The sequence below is a fragment of the Streptomyces inhibens genome (assembly GCF_022221585.1).
GTDB classification, from domain to species: Bacteria; Actinomycetota; Actinomycetes; order Streptomycetales; family Streptomycetaceae; genus Streptomyces; species Streptomyces inhibens.
The window spans coordinates 7,285,592-7,302,532 of the sequence record NZ_CP084681.1 but is presented as its reverse complement, the minus strand read 5'-3'; the positions used below and the strand labels follow the sequence as shown (position 1 = coordinate 7,302,532).

Below are 16,941 nucleotides of genomic sequence, written 5' to 3'. Positions count from 1 at the left end.
CGACCGAGCCGGCCGCACCTCAGGACCCGTACGACATGCGGATGGCGGGCCCCTCCCCCTCCCCCGCCCCACCCCCGAAACAAGAGCAGCCGCCCCCGGAACAGGCAGCCCTACTGGCCGTCACCCAGGCTGGCCGTCACCCAGGCTGGCGGCGACGGCGGCCAGTCGGCCCATCGTGTGGGCGACGCGGACGCCGTCCATGTAGTCGCGGGCATGCACGATCACCCGTTCCGCACCCGGAGCACCAGGAGGCCGGGGAAGCTGAACGACTCACCGGTCGTCGTCACCACTCCACACACCGTCTGCTCCACAGTGATCACTTCGGGGTCGACGCTCTCGTGGACGACTACCTCACATATCTCCTGCGGCTCCGCCCGACTCGCGCCCCAGGCCGCCCTGTACCCCGCACGGACTTCTTCGCGTCCCTCGTAGCGCTCCGGCATACCGGGGAAGAGGAACGGGAACTCGTGCACCGCGTCAGGCGCGTACAGATCTGCCAGATCATCCGCGGACTTGTCGAGCATCGCGCGGTGAAAACGGTCCAATATCTCGCGGGCGCTGAGAGCGGCCGAGGTGGTGCGGGACATAGCGGCGAGACTCCGTTCAGAGGGTTGCTGGATGCATTGCTCTCGGCGTCAACAGGGCTTTGTGGACATGGACTTGGCAGACACAAACCTGACAGGCTCAGACCTCTCCCCTCAGCTCTCACCCTCCTCCGTGATCACCCCGTCGTTCAGCTCCAGGACACGGTCGGCCAGGCCAAGGAGGTTGGTGTCATGGGTGGCGACCAGGGCCGTGACACCCTCGCTGCGGACGACGGCGCGCAGCAGTTCCATCACCTCCATGCCGGTCTCGGCGTCCAGTTGCCCGGTCGGCTCGTCGGCGATGAGCAACGCGGGCCGGTTGGCGAGTGCGCGGGCGATGGCGACGCGCTGCTGCTGGCCGCCGGAGAGTTCGCCGGGCCGCTGCTCGACATGGTCGGCGAGGCCCACCAGGGACAGCAGGAGTGCGACACGCTCCTCGCGCTCGCGCGGTGGGACCTTGCGCAGCCGCAGCGGGACACCGACGTTCTCGGCGGCGCTGAGTATCGGTATCAGCCCGAACGACTGGAAGACGAAACCTATGCTGTCGCGGCGCATCTCCAGCAGCCCACTCTCGCCGAGGTCGGCCAGCGGCGTCCCGTCGACGGTGATCCGCCCGGAGTCGGGGACGTCCAGGCCACCGATGAGATTGAGAAGAGTCGTCTTGCCGGATCCGGAACGCCCACGGAGGGCGACGAGTTCGCCCCGCGGAACGCTGCACGACACCCCGCGCAGCGCGTGTACGGCGCCGGCACCGGTGCCGTAACTGCGGTGCAGGTCCTCGACGACAACCATCGCGCCGACCTGCGTCGCATCAGCGACCGCCGTCCCCGCGTACACCCCGTTGCCTGTTGTGCTTCCCCCGCCATTCATGGTCCGCTCCCCCACTTCGTCCACGCGCCAACTGCACCGACTGCACGCCGAGTTGTCGCGTTGTCGTGTTGACGGCTTGGTCCGCCGTACCGCCCGCGTTGCCTGCCGGTTGCGTCAGTATGCGTACCGCGCACTTCGGCAGGCAACGCCTGTGGATAACTCTCGGATCGGCCCCGGATCGACCCAGACACATCCCGGGATCACTTCCGGATCAGTTCGGGATCAGCCCAGCATCAGCTGGGGTTTTCCGCATGCGTCAAGGTCTCCCAGCCGACGAAAAGGTTGTTGGAGCCGGCCGGTCGCTGCCGCTCGGTCAGCTTCTGGGTGTTGGCCATGGCGTAATGCATCCGGTTGTGCAGTGCGTTGTAGCCGACCTCGGTGATGGGGCCCAGGCCGCGCTTGACGCTGCCGCCGCACAGCCATGACGGCGGGGCGGTGCCCAGTTCGTAGGTGGCCTGGAAGCCGAGTGCGTGGCGCAGCCGGTCGGCGACCTCGGGGTAGAGGTCCTGGCCCTGGAGGCGGCTGGCCTCGGCGATGTGCGAGATGGCCGACAGGCCGTATCCGGTGTGGGTGAAGTCGCGGCAGGTTTCCTGGGTGAGGCCGTCGACGAAGGTGGACTGGCCCTGCCAGTACTTGATGATCTTGTCGCGGGTGTTCAGGCCGCTGCCCGGAGCGGTCTTGGGCAGGTCGCCGTCGGACTTCAGATAGATGTACGCGGGCACCCGGGCGCGGAACGCGGCGATGGCCTTGTCGTAGGAGGCCTTGTCCTCGATGAAGACGGAGATGCCGACGGCCGCCTCCATCATGCTCAGCTCCCAGTTCCCGTTGCTGTGCGAGCCGTTGATCACCTTGGGGAGGTAGACGGTGCGCAGCATGCCCGCGAAGCGGTCGATGCGGTCCTTGGACCAGCCGTTGTAGGTGTAGCGGATGATTTCGGCGGCGCGTGGCCAGGTGGAGCCGGCCCAGCCGGTCTGCAGTGGGGCGTTGCTGTTGGTGTGGTCCTTGATGGTGCCGGACCAGGCGTCCATGATCTGGATCGCCTTGTTCGCGTACTTGCTGTCGCGGGTGATGTACCAGGCCAGCGAGAGGGTGTAGGCGGCGAGGGCGTCCTCGCGTTCGTCGGTGCAGCCGTAGTTGGGGTCGGAGTACGAGCCGCATTCGACGATGGCGCGCGGCTTGGGGGTGCGCGACAGCGAGGCGTATGCGCTCGCCATCATGGTGTCGAAGGCGCTCTTCCAGGGCTGGGCGCCGGAGTTGACCTTGCTGCGGGTGAGGTCGAGTTGGGCGGTGCCGACGAGGACGCCGGGGTGGGTGAAGGCGGCCGGCGCCGCGGTGGACGGGGCGCCTGTGAGCAGGCCTGCCGTCAGGGCGCCGAGCAGCGCGCCGAGACGAGGGTGAGCTTTCTGCGCATGGGGGGTGGGTGCCTTCCTGCCGAGATGCTCGATGGACGGGAGCTGTTCTCGTACATGAACGGCAGGCGTTGACATGAACACCTGCGATGGCTGGGGAACGTAAGGGCAAGCCATCGCGGCGTCAAGACTCGGCGTCGAGAGGTGGCGTCAACAACTGACGCCGAAGAGTGGGGTAATCAACCGCCTTGTCCCGATGGGCGGTTCGGATTCCGAAAGCGGGTGAGGCGCAGGACGACGCACAAGACCGGGCGGCCTTCGAGGATCTCTCCCCGAAGGCCGCCCGGTATGTGGTGGGTCAGCCCCTGCCCTGGCTCTGCACCAGGTCCTTGAGAGCGACGTTCAGCTCCAGGACGTTCACCCGCGGTTCCCCCATGAAGCCGAGGAGGCGTCCGTTGGTGTGGTTCTTGACCAGCTTCTCCACCGTGTTCGCGGGGAGGTGGTTCTCCTTGGCAACCCGGTCGGTCTGCAACTGGGCGTAGTCCGGGGAGATATCCGGGTCGAGGCCGGAGCCGGAGGATGTCACCGCGTCCGCCGGAACCTTCGACTCCGGGACGCCGTACGTCTCGGAGACCCACTTCTTGCGTTCCTGCACCGCCTTGATGAGGTCGGTGTTGGTGGCGCCCAGGTTGGAGGCTCCGGAGACCTGGAGGTCGTACTGGGTGTTGACGCCGTTGGTCTTGTTGCTGCCCAGTCCCGCCGAGGGGCGCGGCTGGAAGAACTTCAGGTCCGGGATCGGATTGCCGTGCTTGTCCTTGCCCTTGTCGTAGCGCTGGCCGAGCAGTGACGAGCCGACGACCTTGCCGTGGGAGCTCACCTCGGACCCGTTGGCCTTGCCGGGGAAGGCCGCCTGCGCCACTCCGGTGACCACCAGCGGGTAGACGACCCCGCAGACCACGGTCAGTACGAGCAGGGCACGTAGCCCCGCCGCGATCAACCGGGCAGTGTTGCGTACGGAGTTGTTCATGACGGTCACCCGATTCCGGGGATGAGGGAGATGAGCAGGTCGATGAGCTTGATGCCGATGAACGGGGCGATCAGGCCGCCGAGCCCGTAGACGGCGAGGTTGCGCCGCAGCATCTTGTCGGCGCTGACCGGCCGGTACTGCACGCCCTTGAGGGCGAGCGGCACCAGCGCGACGATGATCAGCGCGTTGAAGATGATCGCCGAGAGGATCGCGGAGTTGGGGCTGGACAGCCGCATGATGTTGAGGGTGTCCAGGCCCGGGTAGGCCACCGCGAACATCGCCGGGATGATCGCGAAGTACTTGGCGACGTCGTTGGCGATCGAGAACGTCGTCAGCGCGCCCCGGGTGATCAGGAGTTGCTTGCCGATCTCGACGATCTCGATGAGCTTGGTCGGGTTGGAGTCCAGGTCCACCATGTTCCCGGCCTCCTTGGCGGCCGAGGTTCCGGTGTTCATGGCCACGCCGACATCGGCCTGCGCGAGCGCCGGGGCGTCGTTCGTACCGTCACCGGTCATGGCGACGAGCTTGCCGCCGGCCTGCTCGCGCTTGATGAGCGCCATCTTGTCCTCGGGCGTGGCCTCCGCGAGGAAGTCGTCCACGCCCGCCTCGTCGGCGATGGCCTTGGCCGTCAGCGGGTTGTCACCCGTGATCATGATGGTCTTGATGCCCATCTTGCGCAGTTCGACGAAGCGTTCGCGCATGCCGTCCTTGACGACGTCCTTGAGGTGGATGACACCCAGGACGCGCGGACCGCCCTCGTCCTCCAGGGCGACCAGCAGCGGGGTGCCGCCGGCCTGCGAGATCGTGTCGGTGAGCTGCTGGGCGTCGGCGGCGACCGTGCCGCCGCGCTCCTTGACCCAGGCGATGACCGAACCGGACGCGCCCTTGCGGACCTTGCGCCCGTCGACGTCCACACCCGACATCCGGGTCTGGGCGGTGAACGGCACCCACTCGGCGTGCTCCAGCTCGCCCTGATGGCGCTCGCGCAGGCCGTACTTCTCCTTGGCGAGGACGACGATGGAGCGGCCCTCGGGGGTCTCGTCGGCCAGCGAGGACAGCTGGGCGGCGTCGGCGACCTCGGCCTCGGTGGTGCCGCGTACGGGCACGAACTCGGCGGCCTGGCGGTTGCCGAGGGTGATGGTGCCGGTCTTGTCGAGCAGCAATGTCGATACATCGCCTGCGGCTTCGACGGCGCGTCCGGACATGGCCAGGACGTTGCGCTGGACGAGCCGGTCCATGCCGGCGATGCCGATGGCCGAGAGCAGTGCGCCGATCGTCGTGGGGATCAGACAGACCAGCAGCGCCAGGAGCACGATCATGGGCTGTTCGGCGCCGGCGTAGATCGCGAACGGCTGGAGGGTGACGACCGCCAGCAGGAAGACGATGGTGAGCGAGGCGAGCAGGATGTTCAGCGCGATCTCGTTGGGGGTCTTCTGCCGTGCGGCGCCCTCGACGAGGTTGATCATCCGGTCGATGAAGGTCTCACCGGGCTTCGTCGTGATCTTGATGACGATGCGGTCGGAGAGCACCTTCGTGCCGCCGGTCACCGCGGAGCGGTCACCACCGGACTCGCGGATGACCGGAGCCGACTCACCCGTGATCGCGGACTCGTCGACGGAGGCGACACCTTCGACGACATCGCCGTCACCGGGGATGATGTCGCCGGCCTCGCAGACGACCAGGTCGCCGATGCGCAGCTCGGTACCGGGTACCTGCTCCTCCACCGCGCCGTTCAGCCGGCGCGCCACGGTGTCGGTCTTCGCCTTGCGCAGGGTGTCGGCCTGCGCCTTGCCGCGGCCCTCGGCGACCGCCTCCGCCAGGTTGGCGAAGATGACGGTCAGCCACAGCCAGGCGGCGATCGCCCACCCGAACCCGTCCGAGGGGGACTTGAGGGCGAAGATCGTGGTCAGGACGGAGCCGACCTCGACCACGAACATCACGGGGGACTTGACCATCACCCGCGGGTCGAGCTTGCGTATCGCGTCCGGGAAGGACTTGATCAGCTGCTTGGGGTCGAAGAGACCGCCGCCCACGCGGCCGTCGCCGGGCTTGTGCCCGCTGGGGACGTCCTGGTGCGGAGCGCGAGTCGGAGTGGCGGTGGACATGGAGCCGGGCTCCTCTGGTTTCACGGGAGCGGTCATGACAGCCCCTCCGCCAGCGGCCCGAGGGCCAGCGCCGGGAAGTAGGTCAGACCGGTGATGATCAGGATCGTGCCGACGAGCAGCCCGGCGAAGAGCGGCTTTTCGGTACGCAGGGTGCCCGCGGTCTCCGGGATCGGCTTCTGCTCGGCGAGCGAGCCGGCCAGTGCGAGCACGAACACCATCGGCAGGAAGCGGCCGAGCAGCATGGCCAGACCGATCGTGGTGTTGTACCAGGGCGTGTTGGCGTTCAGGCCGCCGAAGGCGGAGCCGTTGTTGTTGGCACCGGAGGTGAACGCGTAGAGCACCTCGGAGAAGCCGTGCGAACCGGCGCCCAGCGCCTTGGTGTTGAGCATCGAGCCCAGCGCGTCCGGCAGCACCATCGAGGCGGCGGTGAAGCCGAGGACCAGCGTCGGGGTGATGAGGATGTAGCAGGCGGCGAGCTTGATCTCGCGGGTGCCGATCTTCTTGCCGAGGTACTCGGGCGTACGGCCCACCATCAGCCCGGCGAGGAACACCGCGATGATCGCCATCACGAGCATGCCGTAGAGGCCTGAGCCCACACCACCGGGTGCGATCTCACCGAGCATCATGCCGAGCAGCTGGATGCCGCCGCCGAATGCGGTGAACGAGGAGTGGAAGGAGTCCACCGCGCCGGTGGAGGTGAGGGTGGTGGCCACCGAGAAGATCGCGGAGGATCCGACGCCGAAGCGGGTCTCCTTGCCTTCCATGGCGGCGCCCGCGGCCTGCAGGGCCGGGCCGCCGTGCGCGAACTCGGTCCACATCATCAGGGCGGTGAAGCCGAGCCAGATGATGCCCATCGTGGCGAGGATGGCGTACCCCTGCTTCACGTTCCCGACGAGCTTGCCGAAGGTGCGGGTCAGCGCGAACGGGATGACCAGGATCAGGAAGATCTCGAAGAGGTTGGTGAAGGCGTTGGGGTTCTCGAAGGGGTGGGCGGAGTTGGCGTTGAAGTAGCCGCCTCCGTTGGTGCCCAGCTCCTTGATGACCTCCTGGGAGGCCACCGCGCCGCCATTGGTCTGCTGGGAGCCGCCCATGAACTGGCCGACCCCGTGGATGCCGGAGAAGTTCTGGATGGCGCCGCAGGCGACCAGGATGATGGCGCCGATGACGGCGATCGGGACGAGCACCCGCACGGTGCCGCGGACCAGGTCGGCCCAGAAGTTGCCGAGGTCGCCGGTGCGGGAGCGGGCGAAGCCGCGGACCAGGGCGATGGCGACGGCCATGCCGGTGGCGGCGGAGACGAAGTTCTGCACCGCGAGGCCGGCGGTCTGCACGACGTGGCCCATGGCCTGTTCGCCGCTGTAGGACTGCCAGTTGGTGTTGGCGACAAATGACGCCGCGGTGTTGAACGCCTGGTCCGGGCTGATCGAGGCGAAGCCGAGGGACAGCGGCATGCTGCCCTGGACGCGCTGCAGCAGGTAGAGGAAGAGCACACCCACCACGGAGAACGCCAGGACGCCGCGCAGATACGCAGGCCAGCGCATCTGGGTGTCGGCGTTGGCGCCGATGCAGCGGTAGATGACCTTCTCGATGCGGAGGTGCTTGGGGGAGCTGTAGACGGCGGCCATGTAGTCGCCGAGGGGACGGTAGGCCAGGGCCAGTGCGGCGGTCAGCGCTATCAGCTGGAGCACGCCTGCGAGAACGGGGCTCATATGGCTCTCAGAACCTCTCCGGGAAGACGAGAGCGAGGACCAGGTATCCCAGCAGGGCGACGGCAACGATCAGGCCGACGATGTTTTCGATGGTCACAGCTTCGTCACCCCCTTGGCGACGAGAGCCACCAGCGCGAAGACCGCGATCGTGACAACGACGAAGGCCACGTCGGCCATCGTGTGCTCCTAGATGATGGGGATTAGGACCCCCAAAGCAAAGCGTCCTTCCGACGCGGCTTGAACACTGTTGACGCCTCCCTTACGGCCATTAGCGCTCCGTTGACGAACTTCATACGCATCTCGATCTGACCTGCACAAACGACAAGGGCCCGGGCCCCCTCAAGGGGGCACGGGCCCTTGCGACCGTCGTTATCAGGCCGCGATGCGGACGACTTCGCGCCGCTTCGCAGCGCGATGTACTCAGCGGATCTCGGTGATCTCCGGTCCGCGCTCCAGGTGCTCCACGCCACCGCCGAAGCGCGACTGCTCGACCGACTCCTGCTGCACACCGTCCGGCACCATCTGGGCGTCGTCCGGCAGCTTCAGGACGATCGGGTCACGCGGCGCCATCGGGCCATCGCCACGGACGACGACCGTGTCCCGGAAGATGTGTTCCAGCACGCCGGCGGCCTGCGGCTGCACCGCGCCCTGGCCGGAGATCACACCGCGCAGGAACCACCTGGGGCCGTCGACACCGACGAAGCGCACGACCTGCACACCGTTGGTGCCGTCCGGCAGCTGTACGGGTACCTGGGCGCGCAGTTCCCAGCCCAGCGGGCCCTCGACCTCGTCGATGACACCGCCCTGCTGGGTGATGCCCGAGGCGATCTCCTCGCGGACCTCGCCCCAGATGCCCTCGTTCCTGGGGGCGGCGAAAGCCTGCAGCTGTACGGCGCTGTCCTGCAGCACCACCGTCGCGGCGACGATCGCGTCCCCGGCGACCTCCACCCGCAGCTCCATGCCCTCGACCCCGGGCACGAACAGCCCGCCGAGGTCCACCCGACCCTCGGCGGGCTGGGAGACCTCCGACGCGTCCCAGGGGCCGTCGGGGCGCGGCGCGGGCGGAAGATTGAGCCGCTGCTGCGTCGCCTCGTCCTCGTCGGCGTCGCTCACCGCTTGCTCGTCGTCGAGCAGGGTGTCCTTGGCCGACTCTTCAGGAGCCTCGTTCTTCTTGCGACGTCCGAACACGTCACTGTCCTTCCCGGTCGGCACCGACCGATGCGTATTCATTCCCGCCCGTGGAGCCGCCCACCGCCGCATGACCGCCGGTGGAACCGAATCCCCCCTCGGCCCGCGCCGAGCCGGGAAGTTCCGCCACCTCGTGGAAGCGCACCTTCTCGACCTGCTGGACGACCAATTGGGCGATCCGGTCGAATCGTTCGAACCGCACACTCTCGCGCGGGTCCAGATTGACCACGATCACCTTGATCTCTCCACGGTACCCGGCATCCACCGTCCCGGGAGCATTCACCAGCGCCAGCCCGCAGCGCGCGGCCAGCCCCGACCGCGGGTGCACAAAAGCGGCGTACCCGTCGGGCAGCGCGATCGACACCCCCGTGGGCAGCACGGCGCGCTCCCCCGGCGCCAGCTCGGCGGCCTCGGTGGTCACCAGATCCACGCCCGCGTCGCCGGGATGCCCGTACGACGGAACGGGCACGTCCGGGTCCAGCCGCCGCAGCAGCACATCCACCGGATTCCGTACCTGACTCACGGGTTCACCTCGAAGGCACGCGCTCGCTTGACCTGGTCCGGGTCGGCCATCGCCGCCTGGATCTCCTCGGTCCTACCGTTGTCGATGAAGTGGTCGACCTTCACCTCGATGAAGACGGCCTCGGCGCGCACCGCGACCTCGCCGTCCGGCCCGCCTATCCGCCCGACGGCCGTCGAGTAGATCTTGCGCCCGTGCACCGCGGTGACCCGCGCGTCCAGATGAAGCACCGTGCCCAGCGGCACCGGCCGTACGAAGTCGGTCTCCAGCCGGCCGGTCACCGCGATCACCCGCAGCAGCCAGTTCAACGAGCCGAGCGTCTCGTCCAGCGCGGTGGCCAGCACTCCGCCGTGCGCCAGACCCGGCGCACCCTGGTGGGCCTCCTTGACGGTGAACTCCGCCTGTACGCTCACGCCCTCGCCGGCCCGCGCCTCCAGGTGCAGCCCGTGCGGCTGTCCCGTGCCGCAGCCGAAGCAGCGGTCGTAGTGCGCGCCGAGGAGATCTCCGGGCGCCGGCGCGTCGGCATGCCGGACCGGAGCGACGGCGTCCGTCGGTGGCGTCAGCCGCGCCCTGGGTTCGTCAGTTCCACTCACGAGTGCAGACCCTACCCGCGCACGTAAGGGGCCTGCGCCGCCGTGCCAAGCTGGAGCCATGCAGTCGTACGAAGAACGTCTCACCGCGCCCCGCTCCTGGTGGGTGATCGCCGCACTGGTCGGCGTCTCCTGCGCCCTGATGCTGCTCCCGGTGGGGACGCTCCCGATGCTCGGCGGGCTGATCGGTGGCGCCGCGCTGTCCGCGGTGGCGGTGAGCACGTACGGCTCGGCGCGGATCCGGGTGGTGGGCGGTGCGCTGATCGCCGGCGACGCGAAGATCCCGGCGACGGCGCTGGGCGAGGCCCGGGCGCTGGACGCGGCGGAGGCGCTGGCCTGGCGTACGCACAAGGCCGACGCCCGTGCGTTCATGCTGCTGCGCAGCTACATCCGCACCGCGGTGCGGGTGGAGATCACGGACCCCGAGGACCCGACGCCGTACGCGTATCTCTCGACGCGGGAGCCGGAGCGGCTGGTGGCGGCGCTGGCGGCCGTACGCGGCTGACCAGCGGCGCGTGGGGGGCCTGGGGAGCCCACTTAGTCGCCCGGCGGGGACGGGGCCTTCCTGGCCCGCCTGCCGTCTTTCAGGGCGGCCGGCGCGGAGTCGGGGAGCGCGTCCCAGGGGACCTGTCCGGCGCGGAGGTCCTTGCGGATTTTTTCCGCGAGTTTTCTGGTGTCGCGGCGGTTCATGAACGCGCCGACGGCAGCGCCGACCAGGAACGGCGTGAGGTTGGGAAGGTTGCGCAGCGTGCGCTTCATGATCTGCTGGCGCAGTTCGCGCTTCATCTGCCCGCCGAGGGCGAAGTTCAGCGAGGCCGGATTGGCGATGTCGATGCCCCGCTCCTCCGTCCAGGACGCCAGATAGGCCATCGCGCGCTGCCGGAAGTTCCCCGCGGGCCGCAGCCCGTAGACCTCGTGCAGCTCGGCGATGAGTTTGATCTCGACCGAGGCCACGCCGGTGACCTCGGCGGCCAGCTCGGCCGGCATGGCGGGCGGTACGGGCAGCATCGCTGCCGCGCCCACGCCCGCTCCGACGGTCGCGGTGCCCGCACAGGCGCCCGCGATGAGCTTGTCGGCCAGGTCCTCGGGGGTCAGACCGGGGAACTGGGCGCGCAGCGCGGCGAGGTCGCGGACCGGGATCCGCGGGGCGGTGTCGATGATGTGGTCGGCGATCGCTGCCCGCACCCTGCCGCCCTTCCCGGCACCGCGGCCGACCGTGGCCGCGAGCGAGGCCCTGCGGCCTCGCCCCTGCGGTGCACCGGGCATCCGTTCCGCAGGAAGGGCGGTCGGGTCGGCGGGCACGGGCGCGGTTTCCTCGCGTGATCGTGCGCCGGCCGCCGGGCCTTTGGCGCCCTTGGGGCCCTTACGGAACGGGTTCACGCCTGCCACGGCGTAGACCGGTCAGGCCGCGCAGTCGCGGCAGATCGGCTGCCCGTTCTTGTCCTCCGCGGCCAGCTGGCTGCGGTGGTGGACCAGGAAGCAGCTCATGCACGTGAATTCGTCCTGCTGCTTGGGCAGCACGCGCACGGCGAGCTCTTCGTTGGACAGGTCGGCGCCGGGCAGCTCCAGGCCTTCGGCCTGCTCGAACTCGTCGACGTCGACGGCCGACGCGGACTTGTCGTTCCGCCTCGACTTCAGCTCTTCGATGCTGTCCTCGTTGAGGTCATCATCGGTCTTGCGTGGGGTGTCGTAATCCGTAGCCATATTCGCTCTCCCCCTCTGGGTGTCTGCGGTGTCTCAGCGCTCGTAACGCATGAGAGGCCGGACTTGTGCCCGACCTGAGGCGGAGATTTTGCCTCACATCAAGGTCTGTTACTCAATCGACACCCAACCGCACCCCTGAAGAGGTGATCGGTTTGGATGGCGATCAGGACCGTACACGGTCCGAATGTCGCACCTCGCGCAGCCCATCACCTGTACTTCCCGTGATCTGACCCTCCGGAAACCCGGACTTCCCCGGCATTCCACCGGGTATTTTGATCACGGAGCGTAGATGGCTGGAAATTCGCGTCTGTGAGCGATCACACATGCGAAGACCGGCGTGCGGACCGGTTCAATTCCGCGCAAAGCGAACTCGGCGAAGGATCCACGCCCACCCCCCTTCTCGTCAAACCGGCAGGCGAGACGGTGTACGGCCGTGAGACGGGCGATCGTACGCACAGATGTCCGACGACCGCCCGGCGGGGCGCACAGCGGCCCCAGCGGCCGTACAACCGCCCTGCGGCCTGCCTCAGAGCGGCAGGACCACCCGCACCACGAGTCCGCCGCCCTCACGGGGCTCGGCCGTGATCGTGCCGTCGTGTGCGCGCACCACGGAGCGCACGATGGACAGGCCCAGGCCGACACCCTTGTCGCTGCCGGTGCGTTCGGTGCGCAGTCGTCGGAACGGCTCGAAGAGGTTCTCCACCTCGTAGGCGGGGACCACCGGTCCGGTGTTGGTGACCACCAGGACCGCGCAGCCGGGCTGCGGCTCGGTGGTGACCTCGACCCATCCGTCCTCGGGAATGTTGTAGCGCACCGCGTTCTGGACGAGATTGAGCGCGATCCGCTCCAGGAGGACACCGTTGCCCTGGACGAAGACCTGCTGGCGGACCCCGCGCAGCTCCAGACCCTTGGTCTGCGCCTCCTCGCGAGCCTGATCGACGGCCTGCGAGGCGACCTCGGACAGATCGACCGGTTTCTTGTCCACCACCTTGTTCTCGCTACGGGCGAGCAGCAGCAGACCCTCCACGAGCTGCTCACTGCGCTCGTTCGTGGCCAGCAGCGTCTTGCCCAGCTGCGCGAGCTCGGGTGACGCGTCCGGGTCGGCGAGCTGGACCTCCAGCAGCGTCCGGTTGATCGCCAGTGGGGTACGCAACTCGTGCGAGGCATTGGCGACAAAGCGACGCTGCGACTCGAAGGCCCGGTCCAGACGGTCCAGCATCTCGTCGAAGGTGTCGGCGAGCTCCTTCAGCTCGTCGTCGGGCCCGCCCAGCTCGATCCGGCGATGCAGATCGGAGCCCGCCACCCGCTGCGCGGTGCGCGTGATGCGGCCCAGCGGGGAGAGCACCCGGCCGGCCATCGCGTAACCGAAGGCGAAGGCCACGATCGTCAGGCCGAGCAGGGCCAGCAGGGAGCGGTTCAGGAGGCTGTTGAGGGCCACCGCACGCTGGTGCTGGAGGCACTGGTTGACGGCTTCCTGGAGCAGCTGCCCTGAGGTCTCGGTGGGCAGGTCGCAGATGTCACTGGTCGACTGGAACTTGCCTCCGAGGATCTTCAGCGGCAGCGCACTGCCGTCGTGCAGCGCGTCCGCGGCCAGCATGTAGATGATCGTCAGCAGCACGATGCCGGCCATCAGGAACATGCCGCCGTACAGCAGCGTCAGCCGTATCCGGATCGTGGGGCGCAGCCATGGGAACGGCCGGACATTGACCGGCCGGGGATCCCAGGTGGGCTTGGGCGGCATGGGCGGCGGCGGAGTGGCCGCCTTGGAGAACGAGGGCAGGGAAGGCATCGCCGGTCAGATCCGGTATCCCGAGCCGGGGACGGTCACGATCACCGCGGGCTCGCCGAGCTTGCGGCGCAGCGTCATGACCGTGACCCGTACGACGTTGGTGAACGGGTCGGTGTTCTCGTCCCAGGCCTTCTCCAGGAGCTGCTCGGCCGAGACGACCGTGCCCTCGCTGCGCATCAGAACCTCCAGCACCGCGAACTCCTTCGGTGCGAGCTGGACCTCCTTGCCGTCGCGGAAGACCTCGCGGCGATTGGGGTCGAGCTTGATGCCGGCCCGCTCCAGGACGGGCGGCAGGGCGACGGTCGTACGGCGCCCCAGGGCGCGCACCCGGGCGGTCAGCTCGGTGAAGGCGAACGGCTTGGGGAGGTAGTCGTCCGCGCCGATCTCCAGGCCCTCGACGCGGTCACTGACGTCGCCGGAGGCGGTGAGCATCAGCACGCGGGTGGGCATCCCCAGCTCGACGATCTTGCGGCAGACATCGTCACCGTGGACGACCGGAAGGTCACGGTCCAGCACGACCACGTCGTAGTCGTTGACCGCGATCCGTTCCAGGGCGGCAGCGCCGTCGTAGACCACGTCGACGGCCATGGCCTCCCGGCGTAGTCCGGTGGCCACAGCATCGGCGAGCAGCTGCTCGTCCTCGACGACGAGAACACGCACGTCGCTAGTCCTTCCTCAGAGCCCTTTCGGGCAGGCACAACAATGTCTCAGAGCCCTTCCATCCTGCCCCGAAGAGCCATAAACCGGCGGTAAGAGGGGTGCCGCGGGGGTGGAGGGCAGGGCCGTGGCGCCCTATGGGCGGGATTCCTGGGCGGGTTGAGGTTTCCCTGAGGGTGCGTGTGGGGAGGACGACTGCACACCCGCGATCACGCCCTGTTTAGTTGGCAACTTGCCATGAACTGAACCATCGCAGGGGCTACGCCGTGATCGACCCACCCGTCGGCACACCCCCGTGCCACCGACCCACGACGAGGGGGCGCACATGGACGCGTTCACCGCAGGCATTTTGCAGCGCATAGAGAACACTGAAGCCGATCTGGACCGGGCCCGCGCTGCGGGCGATGACTTCCTCGCCGAGGTCGAGCAGGCCGAGCTCGAAGACCTGCAGCGCCTGGCGACCGAGCACGGCGTGCGTTACAGGGCGGTCAGCACCGCCTGACCGTTCGCCGACGTACGACGACAGCGCCCCGGCATCCAGGGGATGGTGCCGGGGCGCTGTCGCGCCCGGATACGGGGCGGATCAGTCGTGCCAGGCACCGAGCTCGTCCAGGAGCGGCTGGAGCCGCTCGAAGAGGGCCGGGGAAGCGGCGAGGGTCAGCTCGTGGGAGGCCGCCTGTCCGGGCCGGCCGCCAGTGAGCGCGCCGGCCTCGCGGGCGATCAACGCGCCCGCCGCCAGGTCCCAGGGGTTCAGGCCGCGCTCGTAGTAGGCGTCGAGCCGGCCGCAGGCCACATCGCACAGGTCGATCGCGGCCGAGCCGCCCCGTCGGATGTCGCGGACCTGCGGCAGGAGGGTGCGCAGCACCTCGGCCTGGGCGGCCCGGCGCTCGGCCAGATAGGCGAAGCCGGTCCCCAGCAGCGCCTGGGAGAGCGGCGGCGCGGGCCGGTGGTGAAGGCGCTCGCCGTTGTTGAACGCGCCACGGCCCAGGACAGCCTGGTAGGTCTCGCCGCGCATCGGGGCGGCGACGACCCCGACGACCGCCTCGCCGTCCTTCTCGGCCGCGATGGACACGGCCCAGGACGGCAGGCCGTAGAGGTAGTTGACGGTGCCGTCGATGGGGTCGATGACCCAGCGGATGCCGCTGGTGCCGTCGGTGCTGGCGCCCTCCTCCCCCAGGAAGCCGTCGTCCGGGCGGCGCTCCCCCAGGAAGCCGGTGATCAGCTTCTCCGAGGCGATGTCCATCTCGGTGACGACGTCGATGGGGCTGCTCTTGGTCGCGGCCACACCGAGGTCGGCGGGCCGGCCGTCGCGCAGCAGCGCCCCGGCACGGCGGGCGGCCTCCAGGGCCAGCTCGAGGAGTTCGTCGTAGAGCGCTTCGGTCTGCGTGGGGTCGGTCGGCGCGGCGTCGGGGTGCAGCGGGTCGGACACGATGCTCCTTGCTCGGACGAGCGGTGGTCGGGCGTACGGCCGGCGCGGGCGTGCGGGCTTCACGCGGGCGTACGTACGGGCGTGCGGGCGGCGTACGGGCTTACGCGGAGGCTTCCGCGACCGGGCCCCGCCAGTCGGCGCCGGCGGCGGCCGGGCGCGGTGCCCGCGCGGGGCAGCAGCCGACCGGGCACAGGTCGTGGCCGGCGGCGAGCGCGCCCAGTGCGCAGCGTTCCGGGGCGAGGCCCCGTTCGGTCGCCGCGCGCTCCAGGAGGAGGTCACGGACGGCCGCGGCGAACCGCGGGTCGGCGCCCACGGTGGCCGACCTGACAACCGGCAGGCCCAGCTCGGCGGCCTTGGCGGTGGCTTCGGTGTCGAGGTCGTACTTGACCTCCATGTGGTCCGAGACGAACCCGATGGGGGCCATGACGACGGCGGGGACACCGGCGGCGTGCCGCTCCTCCAGGTGGTCGCAGATGTCCGGCTCCAGCCAGGGGATGTGCGGGGCACCGCTGCGGGACTGGTAGACGAGCCGCCAGGGGTGGTCCACACCTGTCTCCGCACGCACCGTGTCCGCGATCACCCGCGCCACGTCCAGGTGCTGAGCGACATAGGCGCCGCCCTCACCGTCCTGGGTGTGGTCCGCGGGCGTACCGGAGGTGTCGGCGGCGGCCGTAGGGATGGAGTGCGTGGTGAAGGCGATATGGGCGCCGTCCCGTGCCTCCTGGGGCAGTTCGGCGAGGGATGCCAGCACGCCGTCGATCATCGGACGGACGAAGCCGGGGTGGTTGAAGTAGTGCCGCAACTTGTCGACCTGCGGCACCGGGAGGCCCTCGGCCTGCAGGGCGGCGAGCGCGTCGGCGAGGTTCTCGCGGTACTGCCGGCAGCCCGAGTACGAGGCGTAGGCGCTGGTCGCCAGGACGGCGATGCAGCGGTGGCCGTCCTGGACCATCGTGCGCAGGGTGTCGGTCAGGTAGGGCGCCCAGTTGCGGTTGCCCCAGTAGACCGGCAGGTCCAGGCCGTGTTCGGCGAAGTCCTTGCGCAGCGCGTCCAGCAGTTCCCGGTTCTGGGCGTTGATGGGGCTGACGCCGCCGAACAGGAAGTAGTGCTGACCCACCTCCTTGAGGCGCTCACGGGGGATGCCGCGGCCACGGGTGACGTTCTCCAGGAACGGGACGACATCGTCGGGGCCTTCGGGGCCGCCGAAGGACAGCAGCAGCAGGGCGTCATAAGGGCGGGGGTCGCACTGTTCGGGCATGCCATCGATCCTGCCACCCCTCCCCCGGATGCGGCGGGCAGGTCCCGGTGCGGAGGCGGCCGGCGGGCCGGGTGCGGAGGCGGGCCGGCGGACCCGGTGCGGCGACCGAAACTCGGAGGCGCCGGATGTCGCACCGCCCGTAAGCTGTATCGGCCATAGACATTC

At 69.1% G+C, this 16,941-nt stretch carries 18 protein-coding genes; 2 read left to right on the top strand and 16 right to left on the bottom strand.

Annotated elements, in window-relative coordinates; genetic code table 11:
• Positions 1 to 221: 221 nt before the first annotated feature.
• From KI385_RS32985 to KI385_RS32940, 10 genes are all read right to left on the bottom strand, one after another.
• Entirely contained in the window at positions 222 to 587 is a 366-nt protein-coding gene (locus KI385_RS32985) for a nuclear transport factor 2 family protein (RefSeq protein ID WP_238575709.1), read from the bottom strand.
• Between the two features lie 111 nt (positions 588 to 698).
• Positions 699 to 1,376: an ABC transporter ATP-binding protein gene (locus KI385_RS32980; RefSeq protein ID WP_425357111.1), complete on the bottom strand. Its 678-nt coding sequence runs from the start codon at positions 1,374 to 1,376 to the stop codon at positions 699 to 701.
• A gap of 311 nt (positions 1,377 to 1,687) precedes the next feature.
• Positions 1,688 to 2,941 (bottom strand): alginate lyase family protein, encoded by a 1,254-nt coding sequence (locus KI385_RS32975; protein WP_238575707.1) that lies wholly within the window; start codon positions 2,939 to 2,941, stop codon positions 1,688 to 1,690.
• Between the two features lie 220 nt (positions 2,942 to 3,161).
• A complete protein-coding gene (gene kdpC, locus KI385_RS32970; RefSeq protein WP_238575706.1) occupies positions 3,162 to 3,830 on the bottom strand; it encodes a potassium-transporting ATPase subunit KdpC in 669 nt (222 codons plus the stop codon).
• A gap of 5 nt (positions 3,831 to 3,835) precedes the next feature.
• Positions 3,836 to 5,935, bottom strand: a complete 2,100-nt coding sequence (kdpB, locus tag KI385_RS32965; RefSeq protein ID WP_238575705.1) for a potassium-transporting ATPase subunit KdpB — start codon at positions 5,933 to 5,935, stop codon at positions 3,836 to 3,838.
• A gap of 32 nt (positions 5,936 to 5,967) precedes the next feature.
• Positions 5,968 to 7,644, bottom strand: a complete 1,677-nt coding sequence (gene kdpA / locus KI385_RS32960) for a potassium-transporting ATPase subunit KdpA (protein ID WP_238575704.1) — start codon at positions 7,642 to 7,644, stop codon at positions 5,968 to 5,970.
• Positions 7,645 to 7,651: 7 nt separating this feature from the next.
• On the bottom strand, positions 7,652 to 7,741 hold the full coding sequence (kdpF, locus tag KI385_RS32955; protein WP_016575741.1) for a K(+)-transporting ATPase subunit F: 90 nt from the start codon (positions 7,739 to 7,741) through the stop codon (positions 7,652 to 7,654).
• Between the two features lie 323 nt (positions 7,742 to 8,064).
• Positions 8,065 to 8,832: a DUF3710 domain-containing protein gene (locus tag KI385_RS32950; RefSeq protein WP_238575703.1), complete on the bottom strand. Its 768-nt coding sequence runs from the start codon at positions 8,830 to 8,832 to the stop codon at positions 8,065 to 8,067.
• Between the two features lies 1 nt (position 8,833).
• Positions 8,834 to 9,355 (bottom strand): dUTP diphosphatase, encoded by a 522-nt coding sequence (gene dut, locus KI385_RS32945; RefSeq protein WP_128506666.1) that lies wholly within the window; start codon positions 9,353 to 9,355, stop codon positions 8,834 to 8,836.
• Positions 9,352 to 9,945, bottom strand: a complete 594-nt coding sequence (locus KI385_RS32940) for a PaaI family thioesterase (RefSeq protein ID WP_238575702.1) — start codon at positions 9,943 to 9,945, stop codon at positions 9,352 to 9,354. Before KI385_RS32940 ends, dut begins: the two co-directional genes overlap by 4 nt.
• A 58-nt stretch (positions 9,946 to 10,003) precedes the next feature.
• Between KI385_RS32940 and KI385_RS32935 the strand changes: the two genes are divergently transcribed.
• Positions 10,004 to 10,447 carry a DUF3093 domain-containing protein gene (locus KI385_RS32935; protein WP_238575701.1) on the top strand — a complete coding sequence of 148 codons (444 nt, stop codon included), beginning with the start codon at positions 10,004 to 10,006 and terminating at the stop codon, positions 10,445 to 10,447.
• A gap of 32 nt (positions 10,448 to 10,479) precedes the next feature.
• On the opposite strand, the gene KI385_RS32930 is transcribed toward KI385_RS32935, so the two are convergent.
• From KI385_RS32930 to KI385_RS32915, 4 genes are all read right to left on the bottom strand, one after another.
• Complete coding sequence (locus KI385_RS32930) at positions 10,480 to 11,331, bottom strand: hypothetical protein (RefSeq protein WP_425357003.1); 852 nt, start codon at positions 11,329 to 11,331, stop codon at positions 10,480 to 10,482.
• A 12-nt stretch (positions 11,332 to 11,343) separates the two neighbouring features.
• A complete protein-coding gene (locus KI385_RS32925) occupies positions 11,344 to 11,646 on the bottom strand; it encodes a DUF4193 domain-containing protein (RefSeq protein ID WP_003982531.1) in 303 nt (100 codons plus the stop codon).
• A gap of 526 nt (positions 11,647 to 12,172) precedes the next feature.
• The gene (locus tag KI385_RS32920) at positions 12,173 to 13,435 is read right to left on the bottom strand and encodes a sensor histidine kinase (protein WP_238575700.1); all 1,263 of its coding nucleotides are present in this window, start codon (positions 13,433 to 13,435) and stop codon (positions 12,173 to 12,175) included.
• A 6-nt stretch (positions 13,436 to 13,441) separates the two neighbouring features.
• The gene (locus KI385_RS32915) at positions 13,442 to 14,095 is read right to left on the bottom strand and encodes a response regulator transcription factor (protein WP_006602630.1); all 654 of its coding nucleotides are present in this window, start codon (positions 14,093 to 14,095) and stop codon (positions 13,442 to 13,444) included.
• A 322-nt stretch (positions 14,096 to 14,417) separates the two neighbouring features.
• On the opposite strand from KI385_RS32915, the gene KI385_RS32910 reads away from it, so the two are divergent.
• Complete coding sequence (locus KI385_RS32910) at positions 14,418 to 14,594, top strand: hypothetical protein (RefSeq protein WP_238575699.1); 177 nt, start codon at positions 14,418 to 14,420, stop codon at positions 14,592 to 14,594.
• 81 nt (positions 14,595 to 14,675) lie between these two features.
• Here the strand turns inward: KI385_RS32910 and KI385_RS32905 are convergent, their stop codons facing one another.
• On the bottom strand, positions 14,676 to 15,521 hold the full coding sequence (locus KI385_RS32905) for an inositol monophosphatase family protein (RefSeq protein WP_238575698.1): 846 nt from the start codon (positions 15,519 to 15,521) through the stop codon (positions 14,676 to 14,678).
• 100 nt (positions 15,522 to 15,621) lie between these two features.
• Positions 15,622 to 16,776, bottom strand: a complete 1,155-nt coding sequence (locus tag KI385_RS32900; RefSeq protein ID WP_238575697.1) for a ferrochelatase — start codon at positions 16,774 to 16,776, stop codon at positions 15,622 to 15,624.
• Positions 16,777 to 16,941 lie beyond the last annotated feature (165 nt).

Coding starts and splice junctions, on each gene's coding strand:
- KI385_RS32985 (WP_238575709.1), bottom strand. CDS start 587: ATGTCCCGCACCACCTCGGCCGCTCTCAGCGCCCGCGAGATATTGGAC.
- KI385_RS32980 (WP_425357111.1), bottom strand. CDS start 1,376: ATGGTTGTCGTCGAGGACCTGCACCGCAGTTACGGCACCGGTGCCGGC.
- KI385_RS32975 (WP_238575707.1), bottom strand. CDS start 2,941: ATGTCAACGCCTGCCGTTCATGTACGAGAACAGCTCCCGTCCATCGAG.
- kdpC (WP_238575706.1), bottom strand. CDS start 3,830: ATGAACAACTCCGTACGCAACACTGCCCGGTTGATCGCGGCGGGGCTA.
- kdpB (WP_238575705.1), bottom strand. CDS start 5,935: ATGTCCACCGCCACTCCGACTCGCGCTCCGCACCAGGACGTCCCCAGC.
- kdpA (WP_238575704.1), bottom strand. CDS start 7,644: ATGAGCCCCGTTCTCGCAGGCGTGCTCCAGCTGATAGCGCTGACCGCC.
- KI385_RS32935 (WP_238575701.1), top strand. CDS start 10,004: ATGCAGTCGTACGAAGAACGTCTCACCGCGCCCCGCTCCTGGTGGGTG.
- KI385_RS32925 (WP_003982531.1), bottom strand. CDS start 11,646: ATGGCTACGGATTACGACACCCCACGCAAGACCGATGATGACCTCAAC.
- KI385_RS32920 (WP_238575700.1), bottom strand. CDS start 13,435: ATGCCTTCCCTGCCCTCGTTCTCCAAGGCGGCCACTCCGCCGCCGCCC.
- KI385_RS32910 (WP_238575699.1), top strand. CDS start 14,418: ATGGACGCGTTCACCGCAGGCATTTTGCAGCGCATAGAGAACACTGAA.
- KI385_RS32900 (WP_238575697.1), bottom strand. CDS start 16,776: ATGCCCGAACAGTGCGACCCCCGCCCTTATGACGCCCTGCTGCTGCTG.